Origin of the sequence: Hominimerdicola alba, from assembly GCF_900109655.1 — a bacterium.
Classification (GTDB): domain Bacteria; phylum Bacillota; class Clostridia; order Oscillospirales; family Ruminococcaceae; genus Hominimerdicola; species Hominimerdicola alba_B.
Map to the genome: position 1 here is coordinate 157652 of NZ_FOAT01000003.1, position 25147 is coordinate 182798.

Genomic DNA, 25147 nt, shown 5'->3' on the forward strand with positions numbered 1-25147 from the left:
TAGCTTATTTTATGCGCGAAACTTGTTATATGTTACCTGATATCTACGGGTCAAGCTGTACTGTAACAGCATTCGATACGAACAGCACAGCAGGCAAGCAAGGAACGTATACATTCTTTGCAATCTTCTTCTTTGCACCCACGGTTGAAAGAACCATGCCCGTAACGCACTCGTCCAGCTGTTCTTCGGTCATATTCGAAACGTTTATCATAAGCTCTACAGTAACGTCCTTGCCCTGAAAACCGTCAATAACATCGCCAACTACTTTGCCCTCGCCGTCCTTGTTGGAAGTACGTTTAGCTGAGGACACATAGCACACCTTGTCCTCGTACCTTGTCGGAACATAAAGCGCCTTATACTGCGGTATTGTAACCTGAAAAGGCGAAGAGTTCTGCACATGTACAGTCATTTCGATAACACGGTAGTTCTCGTTTTTCTCAGAGGAAAAAGCCTCCTGACTGTACACCGAATAATTCGACAGCGCATATGTCTTGAACTCGGTCATGCCCATCTTCTGGAAGATGTTCCTGTCGTGATCCACCGTTGTTTCCTGAGTTGTACTGTTCATCAGCGGCGGCAGGAAAAGAAGTGCACTGATAAGCAGTACCAGCGCCACGGTTATCCAGATTATCACCTTTTTTCTCTCAACATACGCCGAGCCGACCTTTACGCCCTGATGAAGCAGGTCGGGAGCTTTTTTATTCGGATCAGGCTTTGGTATAAAGCTGTCACTGTAATCTATGGGATCATCGCGCCTGACTCTCGCTCTGCGTTCAGAGCCCTCATACCTGTTATCGGCAGCACCAAAACGGGTCTGCTTCGAATACCTGTTTCCAGAGAATATCTCTTCGGCAGCGGCATTCGTTTTTGAACCCCTGTAGGCATTGTGACCGAGCTTATCATTAATATTCTCAGGAACTTTCAAGCTGTCCATCGTTACACCCGAACCCGAACGCTTTGTCTGTATAGTTCTGTCAATTGCCAAATTGTATCATTCCTCACATCATATCCGATTCTATATATCCGGTTCTTTTACCTGTCAACCATATCTTTAATCATTTACCAACCATTATTTCTTCCCTATGAGGGGTCTGAGGCAGTTCATTATGCGCTCCTTTGTATCCTTAATATGGAGTGCCGCTGCCTTTTCTGAACAATCCTTCAGCTTTGCGGGGTCATCGAGATAATCTCTCACTGCACCCACGAACTTTTCTTCCGTAAGATCTTTTTCTTCGATAACCAATCCCGCGCCCGCATTCTGGAGTACCATACCATTGTGATACTGATGGTTCTCCGCTACCCAGGGCGAGGGTATAAGTATCGAACATCTGCCCATAGCTTCTATCTCAGCCAGTGACGCAGCACCGCATCTGGTGATAATAAGGTCACAGGCAGCCATAGCCTTGGGCATATCAACATAGCTGTCAACTATAAGGTGATCGTTGCCTTTGATCTTTATGCCCTGCTTTTCGCAGTCAGCGATATAATTCTCATAATCCTTATAGGTACCGTAGGAGTGTATATGGTATACCTCCCTGCCCTCACGCTGATACCATTTAAAGAGTTTCATTATGTTCTCGTTCAGTACTTTTGAACCCAGACTTCCTCCCGCCGAAAGCACTACCTGTGCGTCCTCGGGGATACCCAGTTTTTTGCGTGCCTCAGCCTTTGTCAGCCTGCCGAATCCTCCCCTTACGGGCAGACCCGTCACCACGCATTTCTTAGCGTCGGGGAAATTCTTCCTTGATTCCTCGACTGTCATCATAACGACATCGACTTTTTTTGAAAGTATCTTGTTTGTAACGCCTGCGAAAGCGTTCTGTTCATGTATGGCAGTCCTGATGCCCATATTGGCTGCCGCCCTTACCACAGGTCCGCTGACGTAGCCCCCCGTGCCTATAACGAGATCGGGCTTGAATCCCTTTATGATCTCTTTGCATCTGCTTCCCGACTTAGCCAGATACACGGCTGCACGGAAGTTCCTTTTGATATTCTCAGCATTTATCTTTCTCTGAAAACCCTCTATTTTCAGCGGTTCAAACTTGTATCCCGCCTTTGGGACAAGCTTTGCTTCAAGCTTATCGGGGTTTCCTGCGAAGCATATCTCCGCATCGGGGTAGTTTTCTTTTATTATCTCGGCAATAGCCAGCGCGGGGTTCACATGACCCGCTGTGCCGCCGCCTGCAAGCAGTACTCTAAGCATACAGCAGATACCTCTTTTATAATTAAATTAATAATATATTCATACAAATACCACTAGGACGATACCCGCCCCAAGCAACACGATACCGATAACAAACTCGGCACGTCCAACTTTTTCAGCGTAGTCCTTGTCTTTTCTCCCCGACTTCTGTGCGGCTGAAAAGCCGTTTATCAAGGAGTATTTCATAAAGAATAAGATGAGTCCGCCAAAAGCCGTGAACGCTGTCCCGAGTATCAGAAATATCAGCTTCAATGCAAGCACGGCTGTCACTCCTTTGAAAATCAAAGCAGACTTCTTATCATTTCAATTATACTAAAATATTGTTAACAAAGCAACATTTTTCAGTTAACAGTTAACCAAAACACAAAACCGCGCCACAGCTAAAAATGCCGAAGGCGCTGTTTTCTTATCATTTTTTGATGTGTCCCTGACGTGAGATGCTGAGCAGTATGCCCATCTCAGCCAACTGTATTATCAGCGCCGTACCGCCGTAACTGAAGAACGGCAGAGATATACCCGTGTTCGGGAAGGAGTTTGAAGCAACCATGATATTCAGGAAAGCCTGCAAACCTATCTGTATCGTGATGCCAGCAGCCACCAGCATACCGAATCTGTCCTTGGCATTTGCGGCGATGTAGAATCCTCTCAGCACGAAGATAACGAACAGTACCACTACTACAAGCGCGCCCACAAATCCCAGTTCCTCGCAGATTATGGCAAATACGAAGTCGTTCTGCGCTTCGGGCAGATACAGGAATTTCTGTCTTGATTCACCGAACCCCAGTCCGAACCAGCCACCCGAGCCGATAGCTACCAGTGAATTATAGGTCTGCCATGTGTTGTTCTGTATATCAGCCTCGGGGTTGCGCCAGCCGTCAATTCTCTCCTGAATGTAGGAGAATTTGCCTGCCAGCAGCAATATTGCCAGACACAGCACAGCCACTGCCGCCAGAACGCCTATGAACTTCCAGAAAGTCTTGGCGGGCATACCGCTTACAAACATCATGCTGACACCGATAACGCCTATTATCAGCACCGCAGAAAGATGTCGCTGAAGACCCAGCACGATGACCGTTATACCCATTATCACAGTGAAAGGGATAACGCAGTACTTCCAGTTATTGAATTTAGGGAAGTTTACCGCCATTATGTAGGCGAATATTATTATAAATGCAACTTTAAGAAGCTCCGATGGCTGGAACTGCACGAATCCCAGATTTATCCATCGGCTGGCATCCGCAGTTGACGAACCGAAGAATGCCGCGTACAGACACATGGCGTACATAACGCCAAAGAATATGTAACATACAGCCGTGTTCTGGAAAAAATGATAATCCAGCACAGATACCACCAGCATACCCACAAGACCGAGACCCGCGAATGTAAGCTGCTTTTTGGCGTAGAAATATCCGTCTCCCATATCGTTTATGCCCCAGGCATAGGAAGCCGAGAACATCATCAGCACGCCGAATCCCAGAAGCACCAGGATCAGCAGCAGAAATGGGATATCCACGCCCTTGTTTATCGATCTGAAATTGAAGTTAAGCTTTTTTCTCGCCTGCGCCACGGGTTGCCGTATCAGGTGATTGTTCAGTGTAAGACCGCCGTCACGGTCGCGGTGTATACCCTTATCAGCCATTAATGCTGTACCTCCGCTCAATTTCTTGACAAGGCTAGCTTATCACCAGCCTCGATTCATATATACTGTAAGCCGCCGTGCCTGCGCAGAACACTGCCTGCACCGCCGCATAGACCGCGATGATGCGATACTCGCTCCACCCGATATTGCGTAAATGCTCGTGAAGCGTCGCGCCTTTGAACAGCAGCTTTTTATTTCTTTTGAATACCGCCCGCTGCAATAAATGCGAAGCAAGCTCGATAACAGGCACTGCCATAGCAAGCAGCACTGCCCCGTGCAGACCCGAAAGCATCAGTATGCCGCACATCATGCTCCCAAGGAACAGCCCTCCCGACTGCCCAAGGAACAGTTTTGATGGCTTAGCCCCCCATATCAGATACCCTGCACAGCTTCCCGCCGCACAAAGGCATATCACTCTGACCACCTCGCGGCTGCCGTCTCCGAAAGCCGCAAAAAGTCCCAGAAAGCTCACGAACATCGTCATGGGACAAAGACCGTCCACGCCTGTTTCGTGTATACCTTTCTGGCAATCACATATCTCCGCCGCCGTGATAATAACTGTCATCAGCAGCGCATTAAGCGGTATATTAGCCCACCCGAGGTCAACATACCCCCATCTGAAAGGCAAAAGCACCAGCTTGCAGCTGTACCCGAAAAGCCCCATCAGCGCGGTATAGCCGCCGCAAAGCAGCAGCTTTATCGTCACCCTGTATCTGCTTTTCATGCCTATCCCGCCGCGTACATCGCGGTCGTAGTCTTCCATAAGTCCCACAGCAGTCAACACCGCGGCGAATATCGCCGTGAAAGCCGCTGCCCTTATCTCATCGGCATTGAAACCCTCAGCGGCAGCAGCCGCAAAGCAGGCTGTTACAAAGCAAAACAGCATCAGTGCTCCGCCGCCCCTAGGCTCGGAGCCATCCTGCTTAAATCGGTCGCCGATATATATTTCCAGCTTCCCTGTTTTCATCTTTCTGAACACGGGAATGAAAAGCCGCCCCAGCAGTCCGCCCACAGCAAGCTGCAGGGCAAATATTATAAACGAAAGCTTCACGCCTGTTTTATCGCCTCGTAAACTTCCTCAAGCTTCATGCCGCGGCTGCCCTTGAACAGCACAGCATCGCCCTCTTTGAGATTTGCTTTCAGATACTCCACAAGCTCCTCGTGGGTTTCAAAATGCGCAGTATTATCACGATCGAAGCCCTTGTCGCAAGCACCCTCGATATAGTACGCCGAATTCTTGCCGAAGCACAGCAGTACATCTGTCTTGGAAGCCTTGACATACTCGCCCACAGTACGGTGATATCTAGCCGCGCCCTTTCCAAGCTCCAGCATATCCCCAAGCACAGCGAAACGTCTGCCGCGGACGGATATCTGGCTCAGCACAGAAAGGCTCGCTTTCATGGAATCGGGAGCTGCATTGTAGCAGTCAAGCACGAAGGTCATGCCATTCTCGCTGATAATATTCTGTCTCATGCCCTCGGGTCTGAAATCGGCAAGTCCTGCGATGATATCCTCATTCTCCATACCTGCCGCCGCACCCGCACAGAAAGCTGCCAGCGCATTCTTGACATTGTGTTCGCCCAGACAATTTATCCTTGCATTGAGCTTTTCTCTATTATAATGTATAGTGAAGCTTATGCCCTTGCTGTCAGCAGCAATATCTGAAGCATAAACATCGCAGTCCTTTTTGGATACCGAGTAGTACCATACTTTTCTGCCGCCGTATATCTCAGCCTTTGCGAGAAGTCTGTCATCGCGGCAGAGTATCAGCGGTGCATCAGCAGAAGCGCCGTCAAGTATCTCCATCTTAGCCTTGAGTATGCCCTCCTGAGAACCGAGATTCTCGATATGGGAAACGCCGATATTCGTTATAACGCAGATAGTAGGCTTGCAGCTTGTGGACATTCTCGAGATCTCACCCTTGTGGTTCATGCCCATCTCAATTACTGCCGCCTGATGAGAATCATCAAGCTCCAGCAGTGTTTTCGGCATACCCACTTCATTATTGTGATTAGCTTCGGTTTTAAGTGTCTTGAAACTGCGGGAAAGCACGCTGTATATCATTTCCTTGGTGGTGGTCTTTCCCACGCTGCCTGTTATGCCCACCAGCGGTATATCGAATTTACTGCGGTAATATGATGCCGCATCCAGCAGCGCCTGCGCCGTGGAATCCACGATAAGGCATCTTGCACCATCAACGGGTCTTTCCGTAACCACAGCTATGGCACCAAGCTCCATAGCCTGTGCGGCAAAATCGTGCCCGTCGAAGTTAGCACCTTTCAGCGCTATGAACAGCGAGCCCTCTGTTATAGTTCTTGTATCGGTAGAGATATCCTTTACCTCAACATCGGCAGGAAAGCCATAGCTTCCTCTTACAGCCTGTATTATCTCTGAAAGCATTAATTTTTCCATTGCTTTACCACCCTTTGCTCGACCCGTACCCTCGGGTCAGGTTAATTATCAAAGTTCCTTCAGCGCCTCAGCGACTACCTCACGCTCATCGAAGTGTATCTTCACTCCGCCTGCAAGTATCTGGTAATCCTCGTGACCCTTGCCCGCCAGCACGATGATATCGTCCTTTTCGGCATTCTTTATCGCCCAGTGGATAGCCTCGCGCCTGTCAGTCATGCGGACATAGGGAGTATCCTTGCCCTCAAGTCCTTTGAGTACGTCATTTATTATATCATCGGGGTCTTCATCCCTGGGGTTATCCGATGTAACTATCAGAAAATCAGCGTGTTCAGCCGCAGCTGCCGCCATAGGCGCACGCTTTGTACGGTCGCGGTTTCCGCCGCAGCCGAAAAGGCACTTCACCTTGCCCTTAGCGCTCTCCTTTATAGCCGAAAGCACGTTTATAAGCGCATCGGGAGTGTGAGCGTAATCGCAGATAACAGTGAAATCCCTGCCTGTGGGGATTATCTCCGCTCTGCCGCGGACACCCTGTATCTTCTCAAATCCTGCTATTGTTTTGCAGGGTGTATATCCAATTTCTTCCATACAAGCAATTACAGCCAGAGAATTGGATACATTGAAAAGTCCGGGCATATTGAAGCTTACATTCTTCTTCACCTTGCCGTCGCAGAACACGTACTTAACGCCGTCAGTACCAAGCATGATATCCTCGGCACGGTAATCAGCACTGCCGCTTACGGAATATGTCTTATAGGGACAGGGTATCTCATTTGTATACCTTTTGCCGTACTTGTCATCGATATTGATTATCGCTGTATCGCATATATCGAACAGCATCTTCTTTGCCTGATAGTAGTTCTCCATGGTGCCGTGTACATCAAGGTGATCCTGAGTAAGGTTCGTGAATACACCCACTCTGAAATGACAGCCCTGAACTCTCTTCTGTTCAAGTCCCTGAGAGGATACCTCCATAACGGTATACTTGCAGCCTGCATCCGCCATTTTTCTGAACAGCTCGAACAGGTCATAAGGCTCGGGAGTTGTCCTTGCTGTGGGGATTATCTCATCGCCTATCTCGTTCTGGCAGGTGCCAATAAGACCCACCTTACAGCCAAAGCCACTGAGAACTTTCTTTATCACCGTGGTGATGGTAGTCTTTCCGTTAGTGCCAGTAACACCGATGAGTTCAAGCTCTCTCTCGGGGTGGCGGAACCACGCTGCGCACAGTCTCGGGAAAGCTGCTCTTGTGTCCTCAACGATTATCTGCTTTTCAAGGCCAAGGTCTCTCTCGCAGACAACCGCCGCACAGCCCTTTTCAAGCATCTGCTTTGCCGCATCGTGTCCATCAAAGGTCTTGCCCTTTATGCACACGAAAATGCTGCCCTCGGTGACTTTTCCTCTGGTATCAGAGGTCAGCCCTGTTATTTCCATATCGGGCAGAGTTGTCTCTGCCACTTCGTTTATTAGTTCATATAATCTCATTCATATTCATCCCTTAAAAAATTTTACAGTCAGCCTTACTGCGAAGCTACCTCCATAGTTGCGAATGTTACCGTTACAGCTGTACCGAGCGGTACGCTGGTTCCGGGCTCATAGGTCTGGTCGCCCAGCGCGTAGCTTACTTCCTCAGCCGCCGCAGAACCCTCTGCTATCAGGTTCAGACCGTAGGTTTCCAGAGTTGCCTTTGCCTGACTTCTTGTAAGACCCTGTATACTGGGCACAGTGACCTTTTCGATCTCTGTTCTCTGATCGGTATACAGCACAACAGAACCGCCATGCTCGATCTTAACGCTTGCGGGCATCTGTCTCAGGACTGTATCGCCCTCGCCCTTTATCTTAACTACAAATCCAAGTTCTTCCAGTGTCTTTGTAGCCTCTTCAACAGTATAGTACTGAACGTTGGGAACATTGATGGATACGCTTTCCAGTTCCTCTTCGGTGTAGTTCGGGAACATACCAATGTAAGGCAGTACCTCGCTGAGCACTTCCTGACAGATAGGCGCAGCCACCATACTTCCGTAGAACTGTTCGCCTGTGGGGTGATCCACCAGTACCAGCATGATTATCTCGGGGTCTTCCGCAGGAGCAAATGCGCAGTAAGAACCAACGTAGGTATCGCCCTTTGCATTTTCGTCAAGCTTCTGTGATGTACCCGACTTACCGCCTATGCTGTAACCGGGTATATAGCAGTTTGAGCTCTTGTTAGTCTCAACAACGCCCTTGAGTATCTCTCTCATGGAAGCAGAGGTCTCTTCCGAGATTATCTGTCTCTTGACTTCCCTCTCGTTTCTCTTTACAACGTTTCCGTTCTGGTCGGTTATGCTGCTTACTACTCTCGGTGTAACAACATATCCGCCGTTTACTGCCGCCGATACTGCTGTTATCATCTGTATCGGTGTTACCTTGTTTGTCTGTCCGAAAGCAGATGTAGCCAGTTCAACGGGACCCAGCCAGTTGAGCTGATGTATATTATAGGAATTTACCTCGCCGGGCAGGTCGATGCCTGTAAGCTCGTTATAGCCGAATCCGTCGAAGTATTTTACAAAGTTATCAGCACCCAGTTTAAGACCTATCTGCACGAAAGCAGGGTTGCATGAGTTCGCCATAGCCGCCGCCAGATTCTGCGTGCCGTGGTCTCCTGTTGTCCAACAGGAGATATCTCTGTCCTCTACGGTTATATGACCGCCGCAGGTGAAGGTATCTTCCAGCGATATAGCCTTTTCTTCAAGTGCCGATGCACCTGTGATTATCTTGAATACAGAACCTGGGAAATACAGTTCCGAAACACACTTGTCCTTCCACTGCAAACTCCATGCGTTCTGTCTTTCAGTTTCATATTCGGGAGTATTCTTCATACCCGCCAGCTTTGCAGCCACCTGCTTATCGGATATCAGCGAAGGCTCGTTAGGGTCATAGCTGAACGCCGTAGCCTCGGCATATACCTGTCCTGTCTTGGGGTTCATGATTATGCCGCAGACTCTGTCAGTAGGCTGATTCTCTTCATAAGCCTTCTGCAAGCCTTTTTCCAGCATATACTGGATATTGATATCAATGTTCAGATTGAGGTCGTTGCCGTTCTGAACATCATAGCTCTGCTTGTAACGGTAGGGTATATCGTTTCCGTCCTTGTCCTTTGCGGTAACTACTCTGCCGTCAACGCCTTTGAGATAATCATCGTAATAAGCTTCAAGGCCGTATATACCGTTATCCTCGAAATCCGTATAACCCAGCACATGGGCAGCCAGAGATTCCTGAGGATAAACACGCTTTGTCTGTTCTTCGCCTCTTACGCCGTCTATTTTCAGCTCAGTGAGCTTTGCTTCTATCTCATCGCGGAGAGTCTTCTCGATACCCTCGCCAAGTATGATGTACTGACTTGTGATATCACCAAGCTTGCTCCTTACATCGCCTGTGTCCATCTTCAGCTTCAGCGCCAGAAATTCCACAAGCTCATCGAAAGTCTCGGTGCTTGTCTTTGCGTTATCAAGTTCTTCCTTGTACTTGAGTACTTTCTCTGTACTGTCCTCTTCCTTTATCGCGGCTTTCAGTTCTTCGATACGTTTGTCCCTTGCATCGCACTGCTGTTTCAGCATTATGGGGTCAACATATATCCTGTACACCGTAGCGCTCTGGGCAAGAACATTGCCCTTAGCATCGTACATAGAACCTCTTGAAGCAGGCACCACCGTGGATTTCAGCTGCTGTGAATTAGCCAGCTCTTTCCACTTTGCACCTTCCTTTATGGATACTTTCCATATGCCCCATATCATGTATATCAGCAAAAGCAGTACAGGCAGGCACAGCCATATGGTGAGCCTTGTTTTCATTTTAAGACTTGGTTTATCGGTCATCACTTAACCTCCGTCCCGATAAATGCGTTTTATCCCCTGAACAAAGAGAGATAAAACCTATTTGAAAATAGAACAAGAAAGCTAAGTACAATTTATCTGTGCTTAACTTTCTTATATAATATATGATTTAGTGCCTCAGATATTCCGAAGCGTGATCGATCCAGCGCTTGAAGCGTGTGAGAGCGTCTTCCTTATCGCCGCCCTTCACCTCAGCTACTGATGGTGTTTCGATCTCTATATACTCTATCTGAGATTTATCAAGCTTTTGCAGACCCAGTTCGTTCCTTGCATATTCCTCGACCTTGGTCATGTTCATTCTCTCAGCTATCTCAGACTGCATACTTACATTCTCGTTCTGCAGCTGATCGAGCTGCTTTTCCAGACCTGCCCTTTCGCTGTAAAGTCTGGATATCTCCACCTTGCCGTAGATAAGGCTTCCCATCAGAGAAATAGCTATGATTATCAGTATAGCCCAAGCCAGCTTCGCACCGATGCTCATTGCGGGAGCAGCAGGGATAGCCTTAGGCTTTTTCTTTTCTTCATGTACAGCCGTCCTGCCGTGTTCGGGATTATCCAGGTATGGCAGTTCAAATTCATGAGCCAGATTGCTGTGATCGTTATATTTTGTCATTTATGATACACCTCTATACGCGCCCCAAAAGCGCACAGAAAAATTTTTACACAAGCTTCCTTTTTTGTCTGTCTCTCTTTTTCTTTTCCCGTCACTGCGGGTCATTCTTTATCTTCTCTATTATCCTGAGTTTCGCGCTGTGTGCGCGTTTGTTTTCTTCGTTCTCTGTATCTGTCGGTTCTATTGGTTTCTTTGTTATGAGCTTTCCTCTCGGAGTTCTCCCGCAAACGCATACGGGAAAATCAGGCGGGCATATACAACCCTGACAAAAGCTCTTGAATCTTTGTTTAACGAGCCTGTCTTCCAGCGAATGGAAAGTGATTATGCAAAGCCTTCCGCCCACGTTCAGCAAATCAAAAGCCTTGTCCAGTGCGGCGCTAAGATGTTCCAGCTCCGCATTTACCTCTATCCTTATGGCCTGAAATGTCTTCTTACAGGGATTTTTCTCTCTTCTGACCTTCTGGGGTACAGCCGATTTTATCACCTCGGCAAGCTCCAGCGTGGTCTCTATCGGTTTTTCTTCCCTGACCTGAACTATCTTCTTTGCGATATTCCGCGAGAATTTCTCCTCACCGTACTCGAATATTATCCTCGCCAGCGTACGTTCGTCGTAACCGTTTACAACATCCCGTGCCGAAAGTCCTTCACTGCTCATCCTCATATCCAGCGGAGCGTCCGCGTGATACGAAAAACCACGTTCCGCGTTATCCAGCTGATAGGAGGATACTCCAAGATCCATCAGTATGCCGTCAGCGCCCTCAAGACCGAGCCTTGCGAATATCTCGTCCAGTTCGGAATAATTTCCGTGAACAACAGTCGCAGGCAGTCCCGACAATCTTTCCGTCGCAACAGCCACCGCCTCCGGATCTCTGTCAACGGCGATGAGTCTTCCCGTGGTCAGCCTTTTGGCTATCTCCCGCGAATGTCCCGCGCCGCCCGCAGTACCGTCGCAGTAGATCCCATCAGGCTTTATATCAAGTCCCTCGATGCACTCGTTGAGCAAAACAGAGACATGTTTGAATTCCATTTATATCCCAACTCCTTCAAGAGCTGTCAGCAGCGCTTCATCATCCAGCTTTGCACTGCGTTCCTCCCACTTGCATTTATCCCAGATCTCACAGCGGTCGGTCAGTCCCATCACGATAACTTCTTTTTCCAGTCCAGCCCAGTCTCTCAGCGGCTGAGGCACCAGTATCCTGCCCTGCTTGTCCGCTTCAGCTTCAATGGCGCTGCCCGTGAAGAACCTTATGATATCCCGTCCCGATGCCAGCGGCATCTCACGGAACTTTTCGTTGAGCCTGTCGAAATCCTCGGGAGAGAATACCAGCAGACAGTGGTCGATACCTCTCGTAACGATGAAGCGCTCGCCGATGATCTCACGAAACTTTGCAGGGAAACTCATGCGTCCCTTGACGTCCATGCTCTGATTATAAGTACCCATCAAGGTCTTTAAAGCCAAGCGCTCACCCCCTCACGGACATATCTGCCGCGATTTGGTAAAACTTTGACACCAAATCGCACTTTTTACCACTATGAACATTATACTGCATAATGAAAAAAATTGCAATTGGTATTTTTCCCGAATTCTCAAAGAAGCAGGGAATTTTATTGTACTCGGGACTGTATACTTGTAACCTAATGTCGCATTTTGTAACTTTTAGAGAGGACTTTGTAATTTTTCTGTAACTTGTAAATTTTTTATTAACTCGAATCAACCACTATATCTGGGTGTTTGACTCATTAAATTTTCGGATATTTAGTTAGCAAACATACATATAATTACAAAATTATTACGCCGTTCGCCTTCAGAACTGCCGCAAGGGCCATTTCTATAGTCCTATTGTACCACAATAACTGGTACTCGTCAATAAGTTTTCCTAAAAGTTCACACAAAATACAGAACTTTTGTCGCTTTATCGATTTAATGTGTAAATCAATGTACAGTTAAAACTTACATTTTTTGCCAAAAACTAAAAAACGGTTACAGCGTATTTTGTTAACGAAGTTAATTATTACAATATCGACCCCATATAAAATTTTCGTAGAAATACACCCCACTAGTGACAAACCGCCCACAAACAATCTCATATTCCCAATTACCCCAAAGGTTTTCAACACTCTTTTCGTCATTATGCACAAAAGCATCCTATAAACTATTATCCGCAAACGTTTAAGGCGGTGTCCACACAGGAAGCACCGCCTTTGATATACCATATAAGATTATCGCCGCACAGGTCACCCCATCATCTTGTGCCGGCGGCATATTCTCCGCGGCTGCGTCAAGCACCAGCCTCACAGGCTGAATAAGGGAATCCTCAAATCCGCAGCCCCTGCCCAAGCATTGCCAGCGAAGGAACATCACCGAACTTTTCCTCAGCCGCACGCTCTACCCTCTCATGCTGTACCTCCTTATATCAGATATATACCGTATTGCTCAGCGTGAGATATTCCCCGCCCCGATAAAGCGCTATGCGGCAGCTGTACCCTTTCATCGTTTCCGGGAAATAATACTCACTGCGGCCTGCGGGCGTTCTTCGCTCTTCCCCGTCACGCTCCAGAACAAGAACGATATTATCTGCAAGTTTCTCGTTTTCAAGCACGTTCATGCGGATATAGTCGCCGTCCCGTTCAAGGGTGAACATATCCGAAAAGTCCGAGGGCAGCGTATCATACCCATCAAATGAGGCAATAAATCCACTGTTTTCGTAGATCTCCACACTGTGCCTGCTGCGGGTAAGGAACAGCAGTTCCATGCGTCTGCTGTCACTTTTCGATATCTGCGCCACAGTCTCACCATCGCCGTTCAGCGAATACTGACTGCTGTATCCCATCTTATGTCCGCCTTTTGAACCCGACGCTTTTCGGTATGTGAAGATTTCATAGTCCGTTTCAGCATTATCTATCTCTATCTTGCGGACAGCGCCGCTTTCCATATCCTCGCCGCAGGCGTTATAAAGCTGAGCTATCCGCATAACGGACATCCCATTATAGCCCTTCAGTTCCTGCTGTAGATCGAGCCCCGAAACTTTAGGTATGAACAGCATGGTTACTGTCCCAAGTACAGTAAGGATGACCACCGCAACAGGCGACCATATACGCTTGCCCTTGTACTCCTCTTCACCCGCCCTGTATATGACCGAGCCCACAAATCCGCTGAGTGCGGAAGCGAAAGGCATCGCCAGCAACTGTAACAGCGTGCACCCTAGATATCCGTGTATCTGTACAAGCGCATCATGTCCCGTCAGAGTAGTAACAGGGTGTCTGCGGTCATATATATAACCTATCAGCATCGGGCTGAAAAATATAAGTCCTGCCGCCAAAACAGCAATCAGCTGCTTGATCTCAAATTTACCTCTTTTTTCCATCTTATTGTCTCCTCATGTATCTGTCTGTATATCTGTTTTATGATATTATACTACACCCCGCCCCAAAAATCAAGCACGCCCGCAGACTGCGAACGTGCTAAAATATCAGACTATTTACTTTTTCTCACCCGCAATATTATATCCAACGGCTGAGTTTTTAGAATCAAAGATATACAGATAGTTATCGTACACCGCAAAACCCTCTGTATCCTCAGAGGGATGAGCATAAAATCCCTCCAGCTCAACAGTTTCAGTCGGTGTTGTATATATCTGCTTCAGCTCGTCACCCTGAACTTCTATCAGGATATAGCTCAGACTTGAGGTTATGCTGTTGTAATAATAGTATTTCGGCTCATCATTGTCATCATACTTTACTTCGACTTTATCGAACTCACCGGTTTCGTCAACGTTCAACAAGTCCATGTATTCGTCCTCGGATATCTCTTTGGCATCACAGTTGACCATGCTCTCAATTGCCATACACATATATTTTCCGTTTATCTGATAAAACGAAGAATAATCATTATCGAACGGCAGGTCTTTCAGCTGAGATATCACTCCGGGCTTGTGCAAAGGTAACTCCTCTGCATATTTAACATCATCGAAACTCGGGATAACTGCTTCTCCGTTTTGTTTCATATCATATACCCTGCGCCCCGCCTTACCCTCGGCAACATCTTCGGGACGAAGGCTAACAAGCTGTATCGCACAGTTCATGTTATCTTCCGATTCGCCTGATACCAGCATATGAAGCAACCTGCCGTCTTCCACAGCACCGTTATATCCATATCCTGCCCATGACGCAGGCGCCGAAAGCGTATCCTCTTTGTAACTGATAGCTTTAGGAGAGTTTATATCACTCAGATCCACCGATTCAAGTATCAGCACATCTTCATCGTCACGGTCCAGATCTTCGATGATATCCGCAAAATATACAGTCGAGCCTTCAACAACCGCAGTATGCCAATCCACGCCCCAAGGCTCAACGTCGTCGGGCAGTTCATCGAGGAATACCGAACGCACGTACTCTCCAAGATAGTTCAGTTCCTCATCAAAAAACATTACACCACTGCCGTTGACAATATATAGTATCCCGTTTTCTATAATCAATTCATTCGAACCATTATTGATGTAATATGACGTATAATCCGAAATAATACCGAAAGATAATCCCGTATCGCTCGGGATATTACCAACAGCTTTTACCTCCAGTCCCGCCGAGTAATCTATACGCATCAGCTGTCCTGAGTCCACCTCACTATCATCGCATGACGGCTTCAGTATCATATCGCTGCTGTTTTCCACCATGCCGAAAAGCTCAGCAGTCATCACCATCTTGTCGGTACACATCATATCTCCCGAGATATCAATGCTGCTCATTACCGTAAGCTTAGAACTCTCAGCAAAGGAAGAAATATATATATCGTCCTCTGATATCAGCGATGCTTCACCGTTTTCATAAACATCGGGAAGAAAAGCAGGTCTGCCCGAATTGTACGCCTCAGCTTCAGCAGCCTTTTTGCCCATATTATACTGACTTATAACAGTTATCCTGCCATTATCGTCAACACAGAGTTTACCCATTATGCCCGGCTGTTCGTACTCATAAAGAAGCTCTTCGCTGTTCTTGTCAAAAACGCATACCCCACAGTACTCCTGATAGATATTTTTGTCGTCTACGATTTCGGGCATATGGAAATTATACGCCGCTATCAGATAGTTGCCATGCAGCTTCATACCCACGATGTATGGTCCGTACTTGGTGCCATTTTCCTTGAACACCTGATTTTCAGCAAGTTCCTGCCTGATATATGTGCTGTCCATCAGATCATTTTTTGAAAATACCGCATTGCCCTTTTCAAGTTTGCAGGTGTTTATGCTTGTAAATCCTGCTTTGAACACCTTGTCATCTTCCTGCAAAAATGTTTTAAGCTTGCTTTTTTCCCGGCTGTCAGCCTCAGCAGGATCGCTGTCTGTAAGCAGTTTTATATCTCCGTAGATGTAAGAATTTACATAAAATCTACTCAAATCGCTAAAGACCTGTTCTTCCGAATAATCATTGCTGCTTATATATCTCGTATCCGATATATAGCTTGAATATTCCCAGTTTTTGTCGTGGCTTTCAATTAAATATGTATGCAGTGATTTATACGAACCTCGCCTCAGACCTGCGAAATCTATATCGTCCCTCTCATCTTCCGCATGAGAGATGACCTTTTCCGCTTTCTTTGTTTTCGGGAGAGATATTCCACCCCGAAGCATAAAGCCCATTCCGCCCACAGCTATAACGACAGCGGCAGCCGCGGCTATCTTCGGGAGATCACTGCGCTTTCTGAAAGTTCGCTGTTCCTTGTTTGCAGCATCTATCGCCGCCGATGTTATCGCCATACTGCCGTTATCCAGCATATCACCGATGTTCTCCGGTCGAAGCTTTTCGGGTATCGGAAACATTTCTTCCTGCCCCTTTATCAGCACGCCGCGCCTGAAACCTTTCAGACCGATGTTTTTAAGCCTGTCCCTGCCCATAGAGATATCTGCCTTCACTTTATGGGGCTGCATCCCTGTAATATCCACGATATCCGCCGCTGAAAGACCTGCTATACCTCTCAGCGCAAGGCAAAGTCTTTCCTTGTGGGATATCTTTTCAAGTTCCACCAGCAGCTGCGGCGTATTGGCTTTCACAACTTCTTCGTCGCGCGAGAATCCCTTGTTCCTGCGGAATTTCTCGGCAGTTTCAGCCAGCGCAGAAAATATCCTTACATCGAACTCTTTAGTCGTACAGTTTCCGCTGTATACAGCATAGGTCGCAAGCACGCCCTCACGGACAGCTTCTCCCGCATCCGCTTCACTGCAAAGCACCGCCAGTGCGCTGTAATAAAGCTTTTTATACAGCCTGAGATATTGTTTTTCAAAAAATGATCTTTTATCGTTGGTATCCAAAGCCTTCTCCTTTTGTCCTCAACTCGTTGTTTCTTCTTTTAAATGATAAGCCCCGCTATGAACGCCGCCGCCGAAGCGCCAAGCGCCACCGCTATCAGCGGAAGCTCAAAATAAGCCATCACCAGCGCGACTATCGTTCCCGCCGCGGCAGTGACTGTACTGCCCGTGCTGTAGAATATGGCGGGCATAGTCATGGCGCTGAGCACCGCATAGGGTATGTAATGCAGAAAACTCAGCCAGAATTTTGAAGTGATCTTCTTCCTGAAAAATGTAAAGGGTACCATGCGTATAAGGTAGGTAACACCTGACATCACCGCTACATATATCGCTACACTCATTCTTTCCCCTCCTGCGCATCTTTTACAGGGAAAAGCCACGCTCCCGCCAGTGATGCCGCCACCGCGCATATTATCATTGCAAATCCGCCTGATACCGCAGTGAAAACATACTTGAACAGCAGACTTATCACCACTGCCGCCAGCGATACCGCCAGCACGCCTTTTTCCTTTTTGCAGGGTGGTATCACTATCGCTATGAACATACCATACAGCACCAGTCCCATAGCGCTCGATACAGCCGCAGGAAGAAGCTGACCTGCCGCCGCACCCATAGCCGTGCCGCTTACCCAGCCCAGCACAGCCACGAATATCATGCCGTACATATATGCAGGTGTCAGCGGAGCTTCCTGTGCGGCACACACCGCAAATATCTCATCTGTTATGCCGTAGCTCGCCGCAAGTCTGTGTGGTGTCGTGAATTTCTTGTCCAGTTTCTGTGAAAGTGACAGCGCCATCAGCGAATACCTCAGATTTATGGTTATCTGCACCAGCACCATCTCCAGCAGAGTTCCCCCTGCTGCGATGATGTCAACGCCTGCCGCCTGTCCCGCGCTTGTAACGTTGGTCAGGGATATCAGCGAAGCGCAAAGCGCACTTAGCCCATTGCTGACCGCCATTATGCCGAATCCAAAGGATACCGACAGATACCCCAGCATTATCGGTACACCGTGGGACATACCCCTTACGAAATCTTTTTTCAAATCTATTCTCCTATCTTAACGGGTCTCCCCTTATAAACCATGATGATACTGTATTCAGCGAAGGTTTATAGTCTCGATGACTTCCTGCATAAGCTCCGCAGACTTCTGCTGTTTTGCCGCCGTCACCGCGAAATACGGTTTCAGCTCGTCCACGAAGCGCACACGGCTCTTGTATTTTCCTGCCAGCGCCGCTATCTGCCTTGGCTCCAATGTAGTGATATAGAACTGCATCTTCGGACCCATCTGCTTTATTTCCTTTATGCCCAGCCTTGAAGCCCTGTTTCTCAGCAGTGCTATCTGCACCAGACCAAGCACCGATTTCGGCGGTTCTCCGTAACGGTCTATCAGTTCGTCAAGAACATCGCGGGAATCCTCTTCCGTTGCTATTGAAGCTATCTTGCGGTACGCATCAACTCTCTGCGCCGCATTTTCAATGTAGCCGTCAGGGATATAAGCATTTATCGCGATATCCACAAGGCAGTCCTCAGGCGAATGTGGTATCTCCTCGCCCCTCTGCTCGGCTATAGCTTCGTTGAGAAGTCGCAGGTACATATCGTATCCAACAGCCTCCATATGACCGTGCTGCTTTGCCGAAAGAATACTTCCCGCGCCGCGTATCTCCAGATCCCTCATAGCTATATGGAAGCCCGAACCGAACTGGGTGAACTCCCTTATTGCCTGCAATCTCTTGCTGGCAGTCTCGTTAAGCACCTTGCCGCGCCTGAATGTGAAGTAAGCAAAAGCTCGCCTGTTTGAACGTCCCACGCGCCCTCTCAGCTGGTGCAGCTGTGAAAGTCCCAGCCTGTCAGCATCCTCGATTATCAGCGTATTCACGTTAGGAACATCTATGCCCGTTTCTATCAGCGTGGTGCAGACAAGTATATCCACCTCATGCTCAACCACCTGCCGCCAGATCTCCGAAAGCTCTTTTTCGTCCATCTGTCCGTGGGCATAGGCTATCCTTGCATCGGGCAAGCTCTTTTGCAGACGGTCAACCGTCCTGAGTATGGTATCTATCCTGTTGTGTATATAGTATACCTGTCCGCCGCGCCTTAACTCCTTGCTTATGGCTTGCAGTATAACACCGTCATTATGCTCGATAACGTAGGTCTGTATCGGGTGTCTGTCCATAGGCGGTTCTTCGATAACTGACATATCCCTTATGCCGCTGAGAGCCATGTTCAGCGTTCTCGGTATAGGTGTCGCCGAAAGGGTCAGTATATCCACCCCGGGGTGGTTCTCCTTGAATTTCTCCTTGTGTGCCACACCGAAACGCTGTTCCTCATCTATTATGGCAAGACCCAAGTCCTTGAACTCAACGTCCTTTGATACCAGCCTGTGAGTACCGATTATCAGGTCAACAGTACCCCTTTTAAGTTCGCGGACGATAGCCGCCTGTTCCTTGGGCTTGCGGAATCTTGACAGCAGTTCCACTTTCACCGCGAAATGCTCAAAACGCTTAATCGCCGTCTGATAGTGCTGCCATGCAAGTACCGTGGTGGGTGCCAGTATAGCACACTGCTTTCCGTTTACAACGCACTTGAAAGCCGCTCTCAGCGCAACTTCCGTCTTACCGAAGCCAACATCACCGCAGAGAAGTCTGTCCATCGGGGTGTGCTTCTCCATATCGCCCTTTATCTCGTTTATCGCCCTCAGCTGGTCATCGGTCTCCTGATAGTCGAATCTCTCCTCAAAATCCCTCTGCCAGTCATCATCGGGCTCAAAGGAATATCCCTTTGCCATCTGGCGCTGTGCGTACAGCTTTGTAAGCTCCTCAGCCATATCCTTGACCGCCGCACGCACCTTGTTCCTGGTGCGTGTCCATTCGGTGGAATTCAGCTTGTTCAGCTTCACACCGCCGTCATCGCCGGGACCCACATACCTTGATACAAGGTCAAGCTGAGTAACAGGCACATAAAGCACGTCCGTGCCCGCGTAGCTGATGGTAATGTAATCTTTTTTCACACCACCTGTTTCGATGTTCTTTATGCCCATGAATTTTCCTATGCCGTACATGGAATGTACCACAAGGTCGCCTGAATGTATGTCAGAAAGCGCCTTTATCTCCTCGCCCGCCTTGTGCTTGGGCTTTTTGCGCTTTGAAGACAGGGCTTTCATCTGTGTTATCAGCGCACAGCCGATGGTGGGATAATCATATCCCGCCGAAAGACTGCCCGTGCGCACATATACCACTCCCGGCTTTATCTCGAAATCCTCACCCATCTGCACAGCGTTTATCCCCGAATCTTTCAGGTCTTTTACTATGATAGGCACCGTCTTCTCCGAACCTGCCAGCACCACCGTGCAGTAGCCGTTATCGCAGAGAGTCTGCAATTCTTCCTGCAATGCCACCATGCTTCCGCCCCACGCAGAAGTCTGACGGCAGTCGGTATTTATCAGCTTTTTGAGCTTAACACTGTTCAGCGAGCGCATGAAAGTATCCATAAAGATAGTCTTCATGTTGACTATCCTGCTCTCCGCCTGACCCATCTCAAGGCAAAAGCCCTCCAGCCGCTTGAAAAGTATGCCCTCAGTGTAGAGTATCTTCAGGTCTTCCGCCATCTGTGCCAGTGCCGCCCTGCCCTTTTCGATGCAGTTGTTGTATTCCGAGACAGCACAAAAGCCCCCGCCGAAGTAGTCGAAAACGGTAGCCGTTTCGCTGTACGCAAGGGAATAGTATTTATCAAGGTCAGTGAGCATTATGCCGCTCTCGATGAGGTCGATATCCTTTTGGATATGCTCTCTTATCTTGTCGATAAGCTTGCCCCTCGCAGATCTTGCCAGTTCTTCCATACGCCTTACCTGCTCGGCGCTATCGGGGAAGATTATCTCCAGCGCAGGTGCGATAGTCACCTTATCAAGCGGATCGGAACGTCTCTGGGATTCAACATCGAAATACGCCATCATATCCACTTCGTCGCCCCAAAGCTCGATACGCACAGGCTGTTTATCCTGAACAGGGAATATATCTATTATCGAACCCCTGACAGAAAACTGCGCCGCACCCTCTACCTGGTCTGTTCGTGTATAGCCCGCCGCAAGCAGTTTTCTCGAAAGCTCTTCCGCATCAAGCTCACTGCCGTTTTCAATAACGAAAGTGTTCTCCCTTAGCGCCGCCGGGGGTATGGTGCCTTGCAGACAGGCTTCCATACTTGCCGCCATTATCCTGCAATTGCCCGAAACTATATCCGAGAGCGCCGCTATACGTCTGTGCTCGTATTCGCGGGATATTCCCTCCATATAAGCAAAGTTCATATCCTTGGCAGGATAAACGCAGGCTATCTGCTCCCCTGCCATCTCGTTGATATCTGCCGTCATTTTGGTGGCATCAGCTTCATCGGCACATATCAGCAGGCACTTGCCCAGCGATGACAGCGCCGCCGTCAGCATAGCCTTGTGTATACCCGAAACACCCGTCACAGCCGCAGGGGTATAGCCTTTCAGCAGGCAGTTTTTGATATCCTTGTAATGGTCAAGACGGCTTGCTGTTTCAAAAAAAATATTCATCACATCATACCCTAAAAACTACGCATTGAATTTGTTCATAGCTTCATCCGTCTTACCCTGCACCATAAGCTCCAGCGCAATGCAAGCCTTTTCAGCGGCATCGTCCAGATTTTTCCTGTCCTCTTCGCTGAATTTCGAGAGCACCCATTTTGCAAGGTCATAAGCGGGATTAGGCTTTTTGCCCACACCCAGCTTTATCCTCGGGAAGTTTTCACCGTCACACTGGGCGATTATGCTCTTGATGCCGTTGTGTCCACCTGCCGAGCCTTTTCTCCTTATCCTCATCTGACCCACATCAAGGGAGATATCATCGAATATCACGATGACATTTTCAAGTGGTATCTTGTAGAAATCCATAGCTTCCGACACCGCATCACCGCTTAGGTTCATAAAGGTCTCAGGCTTCATTACAAGACAGCTTTTGCCGCCAATCACGGTATTGCCCACCTTAGCCTTGAACTTGTGCCTGTCGCATGAAAATCCCAGCTTTTTCTCCAGTGCCTCAATGGTTATAAATCCCGCGTTGTGTCTTGTGCCCTCATACTGTATCCCGGGGTTTCCCAGCCCCACGATGATATACTCGGGTTTTGTACCTGTTTCCCCGCGCTGTGCGGAGAGCTGTTTCAGCTTTTCAAAAATATCCATATTCTTACTCCTGTTATCTGATATATATTAATGTTCGTTTTTACATATCCAGACTTGCGCATGGACTCCCCCGCATTCCTCTTTATACGTGCCTATGCGGGCATATCCGTTCGCGCTTTTCACAAATATATGCAAGCACAAAATCCCCGACTTTCTCGAAGTCGGGGTGTGTACTGTTGCTCATTGTATTATATCACATCGCGGGCGGATTTGTCAATAGCCTTATTTCCGCCGTTTTACGCTTATTCAATGCTTATGGTCAGTATGAACAGCTCGGGATCGGCAAAATAGGGAGCATTGTCAACTCCGCCCTTCATCACATCTGTATTCCAGATATTGCCATTTTCCATAAGATCGTCAAGGGCTTCATCATAGCTGTCCCTGTCCGCGAACATCATGTCAATACCGCCCTTACCGGCTTGTGCGTTCATCAGCGAATTCACCTGATCGAAACTGTAGCTTTCAAGGTACAGCCCGTTCTTTACATAGTAATTCTCATCCATCGAACTGCACACAGGCACAAAAGGCACGTCTTCCTCAACAGTCCTGCCTTTCATGAATCTGCTGTCATCAAGCATGAAATACTTGTGCATGGGCACATAAGCCGATTCGCTCTCGGTCGCATTCTCGTCCCAGGTCACATCTAACCAGTAGTATTCGCCGTCTATCTTGACATAGTTCCATGCGTGCTTTTCATTCCTTGCCATTCCGCAGACCATGCCGCATTCAAAGCCCATCTTCCGCGCCGCCAGAGAAAATGCCTGAGCATAGCCCTCGCATACTGCCTTGTGTTCCACAAGACAGCCGTATGAAGACCCAGCAAATCCGATATCTTCCGAATCCGAAGCTTTTGCTGCATCGTAATCATAATCGCAGATCTCAATAAGCTTGTCATGAAGAATCAGCAGCTTGTCAAAGTCCGCAGCGCCACTGCTTGCTTCCTTTACTACCTTATCAAGAGAACTGTCCATATCCGCTTTCATTTCAGCCAGAGCCTTTTCATCAAGGTCGTGAACACTTTCACATTCAAGGGTAGTCGTGGAATAATCCGTGCTTACCGTGAAACCGCCTGTCCAGAAAACATCGGGGCGGTCATACCTGGCGCCGTAAACCGCATTCTGCACCATCTCGGTGCTGACAACTCCGTCAAATACTATCTTTCGCTTGCACTCAGCCAGTTCCTTATAGATCTTTTCATTGACCTGTTCCTGAGTATACGAGCCTTTCTCAATGGAATGCTCTTCTATCTTTTCGTCTACTTTCTCGCTGATAGCTTCTTTTATATCGCTTAACCCGCACCCGTTCAGCATAAGTGCCGCCGCAAGCACGGGGATCAGTGCCTTCTTCATTTTGCTGCCCCCTTAAAGGTATCGTTCTTATATTGTATCATGCAGAAGTAAATTTGTCAACGTTGGCGGATTTCGCGGCAGCAAACCAGCACACAAAACAAACTAAGCCGCGAATCAAAGCGCGCGGTTTATGCGACTGCGTCGGCATATGCCTCGCGCCAGCAGGCTTGCGGGGAGCCACAGTCAGCAAAGCTGACTGTTAGAGGCAGAGCCTCTCGGTCAAGGCGCGAAACCAAAATGCATAGCAAGCTGTAAGAGAAAAGCAAACTTCCCGCCCCTGTCAAAAAGGCGCGGCAATAATCTAATTACGAGCGTATGCGACCGTATGCATACGCTCATACTATCCGCGTAAAAATACTGCCGCGCCCGCTGTCAAACAGCGAAGCACCTTTGACAGCTCGCCCCGAGGAACGAGGGGCGAAAACCCGCAAACTACCGTCCCCCAAAAAAATCCGACCACCCCAACCAATCATGATCTTTCTTAACAGCAAAAACTCCTATAAGACCATGTACCCAAAATCAGTACTTCCATTTTTCTATATAGAGCATATCTATAACCATATGGATAATATGCACAACGCCGCATAAACCAATTTATAGAAACTCGCTATACGCAGCACTCACTTATGAATATATAGCATTGTAATTATTAACATTTTCTAAATGTTTGTGATAATAACGAAAACCCCTTGAAATTTAAATCAAATCGTAGTATAATATAAACAGTACAAAGACAGCTAATTGTTTAAGTACTCACCGATACCCAAAACAGTACGGCGATACTTTTTTTGAAAAGGAGAGTTTCTATGGAACTGAAAAATTTCATCGCTCACGGCGACATCTATGACATCTACGAATGTGACGGAAAGTCCATAAATATTTACAATAAGCCTGAATATAAGGAGAAATGCCTTTATGCTGCACTTACTCACGCAAGATGTGAGACCACAATGGTAAACTCCTTCATCAAGACCCCCATACTCCATGAGGTATCTGTGATAGACGGCAAATGGGCTATTTCCTTTGATTTTATCAAGGGCAAGACCCTCCAGCAACTTATGGACGAAAATCCCGACAAGATGGACACATACCTCAACCAGTTCATCGATATCCAGTGTGAGATACACGCCCAGTATATGCCACTGCTTTCCAAGCTGAAAGACAAGATGGCGCGTCAGATAAAGTCGCTTGCGGCAATCGACGAGATCAAGAAGTACGAGCTTCTCACAAGACTGGATTCTATGCCCAAGCACATTAAGCTCTGCCACGGCAATTTTGCCCCCAAGAATGTCATCATCAACGATGAGGGCACCTATGTCATCAACTGGTCTGCAGCAAGACAGGGCAATGCTTCCGCTGACGTAGCAAGAACTTATCTGCTGTTCTGCCTGAACAATCCCGATCTGGCAGATTCATACCTCGACAAGTATTGTCTGAAGAGCGGTACATCCAAGCAGTATGTACAGGCATGGCTCCCGATAGTTGCAGCCGCACAGCTTATCAAGGGCAGAGAAGAAGAAAAGGATCTTCTCATGCGCTGGATAGACGTTGTTGACTATTCCTGAG

At 47.9% G+C, this 25147-nt stretch carries 20 protein-coding genes; 1 reads left to right on the forward strand and 19 read right to left on the reverse strand.

Annotated elements, in window-relative coordinates; genetic code table 11:
* Positions 1–43: 43 nt before the first annotated feature.
* The 19 genes from BMY75_RS04810 to BMY75_RS04900 all read right to left on the reverse strand — a co-directional run bounded on the left by BMY75_RS04810 (position 44) and on the right by BMY75_RS04900 (position 23581).
* Positions 44–985: a hypothetical protein gene (locus BMY75_RS04810; RefSeq protein WP_074830541.1), complete on the reverse strand. Its 942-nt coding sequence runs from the start codon at positions 983–985 to the stop codon at positions 44–46.
* Between the two features lie 84 nt (positions 986–1069).
* Positions 1070–2203 carry an undecaprenyldiphospho-muramoylpentapeptide beta-N-acetylglucosaminyltransferase gene (murG, locus tag BMY75_RS04815; RefSeq protein ID WP_074830544.1) on the reverse strand — a complete coding sequence of 378 codons (1134 nt, stop codon included), beginning with the start codon at positions 2201–2203 and terminating at the stop codon, positions 1070–1072.
* A 39-nt stretch (positions 2204–2242) separates the two neighbouring features.
* Complete coding sequence (locus tag BMY75_RS04820; protein ID WP_074830547.1) at positions 2243–2464, reverse strand: DUF3784 domain-containing protein; 222 nt, start codon at positions 2462–2464, stop codon at positions 2243–2245.
* Between the two features lie 148 nt (positions 2465–2612).
* The gene (locus BMY75_RS04825; protein ID WP_081350442.1) at positions 2613–3842 is read right to left on the reverse strand and encodes an FtsW/RodA/SpoVE family cell cycle protein; all 1230 of its coding nucleotides are present in this window, start codon (positions 3840–3842) and stop codon (positions 2613–2615) included.
* A gap of 34 nt (positions 3843–3876) precedes the next feature.
* The gene (locus tag BMY75_RS04830) at positions 3877–4893 is read right to left on the reverse strand and encodes a glycosyltransferase family 4 protein (protein WP_074830550.1); all 1017 of its coding nucleotides are present in this window, start codon (positions 4891–4893) and stop codon (positions 3877–3879) included.
* A complete protein-coding gene (locus tag BMY75_RS04835; RefSeq protein WP_074830553.1) occupies positions 4890–6254 on the reverse strand; it encodes a UDP-N-acetylmuramoyl-tripeptide--D-alanyl-D-alanine ligase in 1365 nt (454 codons plus the stop codon). Before BMY75_RS04835 ends, BMY75_RS04830 begins: the two co-directional genes overlap by 4 nt.
* 48 nt (positions 6255–6302) lie before the next feature.
* Positions 6303–7736, reverse strand: coding sequence for a UDP-N-acetylmuramoyl-L-alanyl-D-glutamate--2,6-diaminopimelate ligase (locus BMY75_RS04840; RefSeq protein WP_074830556.1), 1434 nt, complete (start codon positions 7734–7736; stop codon positions 6303–6305).
* Between the two features lie 35 nt (positions 7737–7771).
* Positions 7772–10105 (reverse strand): penicillin-binding transpeptidase domain-containing protein, encoded by a 2334-nt coding sequence (locus tag BMY75_RS04845; RefSeq protein ID WP_074830559.1) that lies wholly within the window; start codon positions 10103–10105, stop codon positions 7772–7774.
* Between the two features lie 127 nt (positions 10106–10232).
* Positions 10233–10736 (reverse strand): septum formation initiator family protein, encoded by a 504-nt coding sequence (locus BMY75_RS04850; RefSeq protein ID WP_074830562.1) that lies wholly within the window; start codon positions 10734–10736, stop codon positions 10233–10235.
* Positions 10737–10827: 91 nt separating this feature from the next.
* Positions 10828–11763, reverse strand: a complete 936-nt coding sequence (gene rsmH, locus BMY75_RS04855; protein WP_074830565.1) for a 16S rRNA (cytosine(1402)-N(4))-methyltransferase RsmH — start codon at positions 11761–11763, stop codon at positions 10828–10830.
* The gene (gene mraZ, locus BMY75_RS04860) at positions 11764–12195 is read right to left on the reverse strand and encodes a division/cell wall cluster transcriptional repressor MraZ (RefSeq protein ID WP_242940166.1); all 432 of its coding nucleotides are present in this window, start codon (positions 12193–12195) and stop codon (positions 11764–11766) included.
* A 711-nt stretch (positions 12196–12906) separates the two neighbouring features.
* On the reverse strand, positions 12907–13119 hold the full coding sequence (locus tag BMY75_RS04865; protein ID WP_139199712.1) for a hypothetical protein: 213 nt from the start codon (positions 13117–13119) through the stop codon (positions 12907–12909).
* Between the two features lie 31 nt (positions 13120–13150).
* On the reverse strand, positions 13151–14101 hold the full coding sequence (locus tag BMY75_RS04870; protein ID WP_074830571.1) for a hypothetical protein: 951 nt from the start codon (positions 14099–14101) through the stop codon (positions 13151–13153).
* 114 nt (positions 14102–14215) lie between these two features.
* Positions 14216–17041 carry a sigma-70 family RNA polymerase sigma factor gene (locus BMY75_RS04875; protein WP_074830575.1) on the reverse strand — a complete coding sequence of 942 codons (2826 nt, stop codon included), beginning with the start codon at positions 17039–17041 and terminating at the stop codon, positions 14216–14218.
* A 38-nt stretch (positions 17042–17079) separates the two neighbouring features.
* Positions 17080–17379, reverse strand: a complete 300-nt coding sequence (locus tag BMY75_RS04880; RefSeq protein ID WP_074830578.1) for an AzlD domain-containing protein — start codon at positions 17377–17379, stop codon at positions 17080–17082.
* The gene (locus BMY75_RS04885) at positions 17376–18080 is read right to left on the reverse strand and encodes an AzlC family ABC transporter permease (RefSeq protein WP_074830581.1); all 705 of its coding nucleotides are present in this window, start codon (positions 18078–18080) and stop codon (positions 17376–17378) included. The genes BMY75_RS04880 and BMY75_RS04885 overlap by 4 nt, the downstream gene beginning before the upstream one ends.
* Before the next feature lie 54 nt (positions 18081–18134).
* Positions 18135–21587 carry a transcription-repair coupling factor gene (gene mfd / locus BMY75_RS04890; protein ID WP_074830584.1) on the reverse strand — a complete coding sequence of 1151 codons (3453 nt, stop codon included), beginning with the start codon at positions 21585–21587 and terminating at the stop codon, positions 18135–18137.
* Between the two features lie 18 nt (positions 21588–21605).
* Positions 21606–22232, reverse strand: a complete 627-nt coding sequence (gene pth / locus BMY75_RS04895; RefSeq protein WP_074830587.1) for an aminoacyl-tRNA hydrolase — start codon at positions 22230–22232, stop codon at positions 21606–21608.
* A 242-nt stretch (positions 22233–22474) separates the two neighbouring features.
* Entirely contained in the window at positions 22475–23581 is a 1107-nt protein-coding gene (locus tag BMY75_RS04900; protein ID WP_074830590.1) for a transglutaminase domain-containing protein, read from the reverse strand.
* A gap of 806 nt (positions 23582–24387) precedes the next feature.
* Between BMY75_RS04900 and BMY75_RS04905 the strand changes: the two genes are divergently transcribed.
* Positions 24388–25146 carry a phosphotransferase family protein gene (locus BMY75_RS04905; RefSeq protein ID WP_074830593.1) on the forward strand — a complete coding sequence of 253 codons (759 nt, stop codon included), beginning with the start codon at positions 24388–24390 and terminating at the stop codon, positions 25144–25146.
* Position 25147 lies beyond the last annotated feature (1 nt).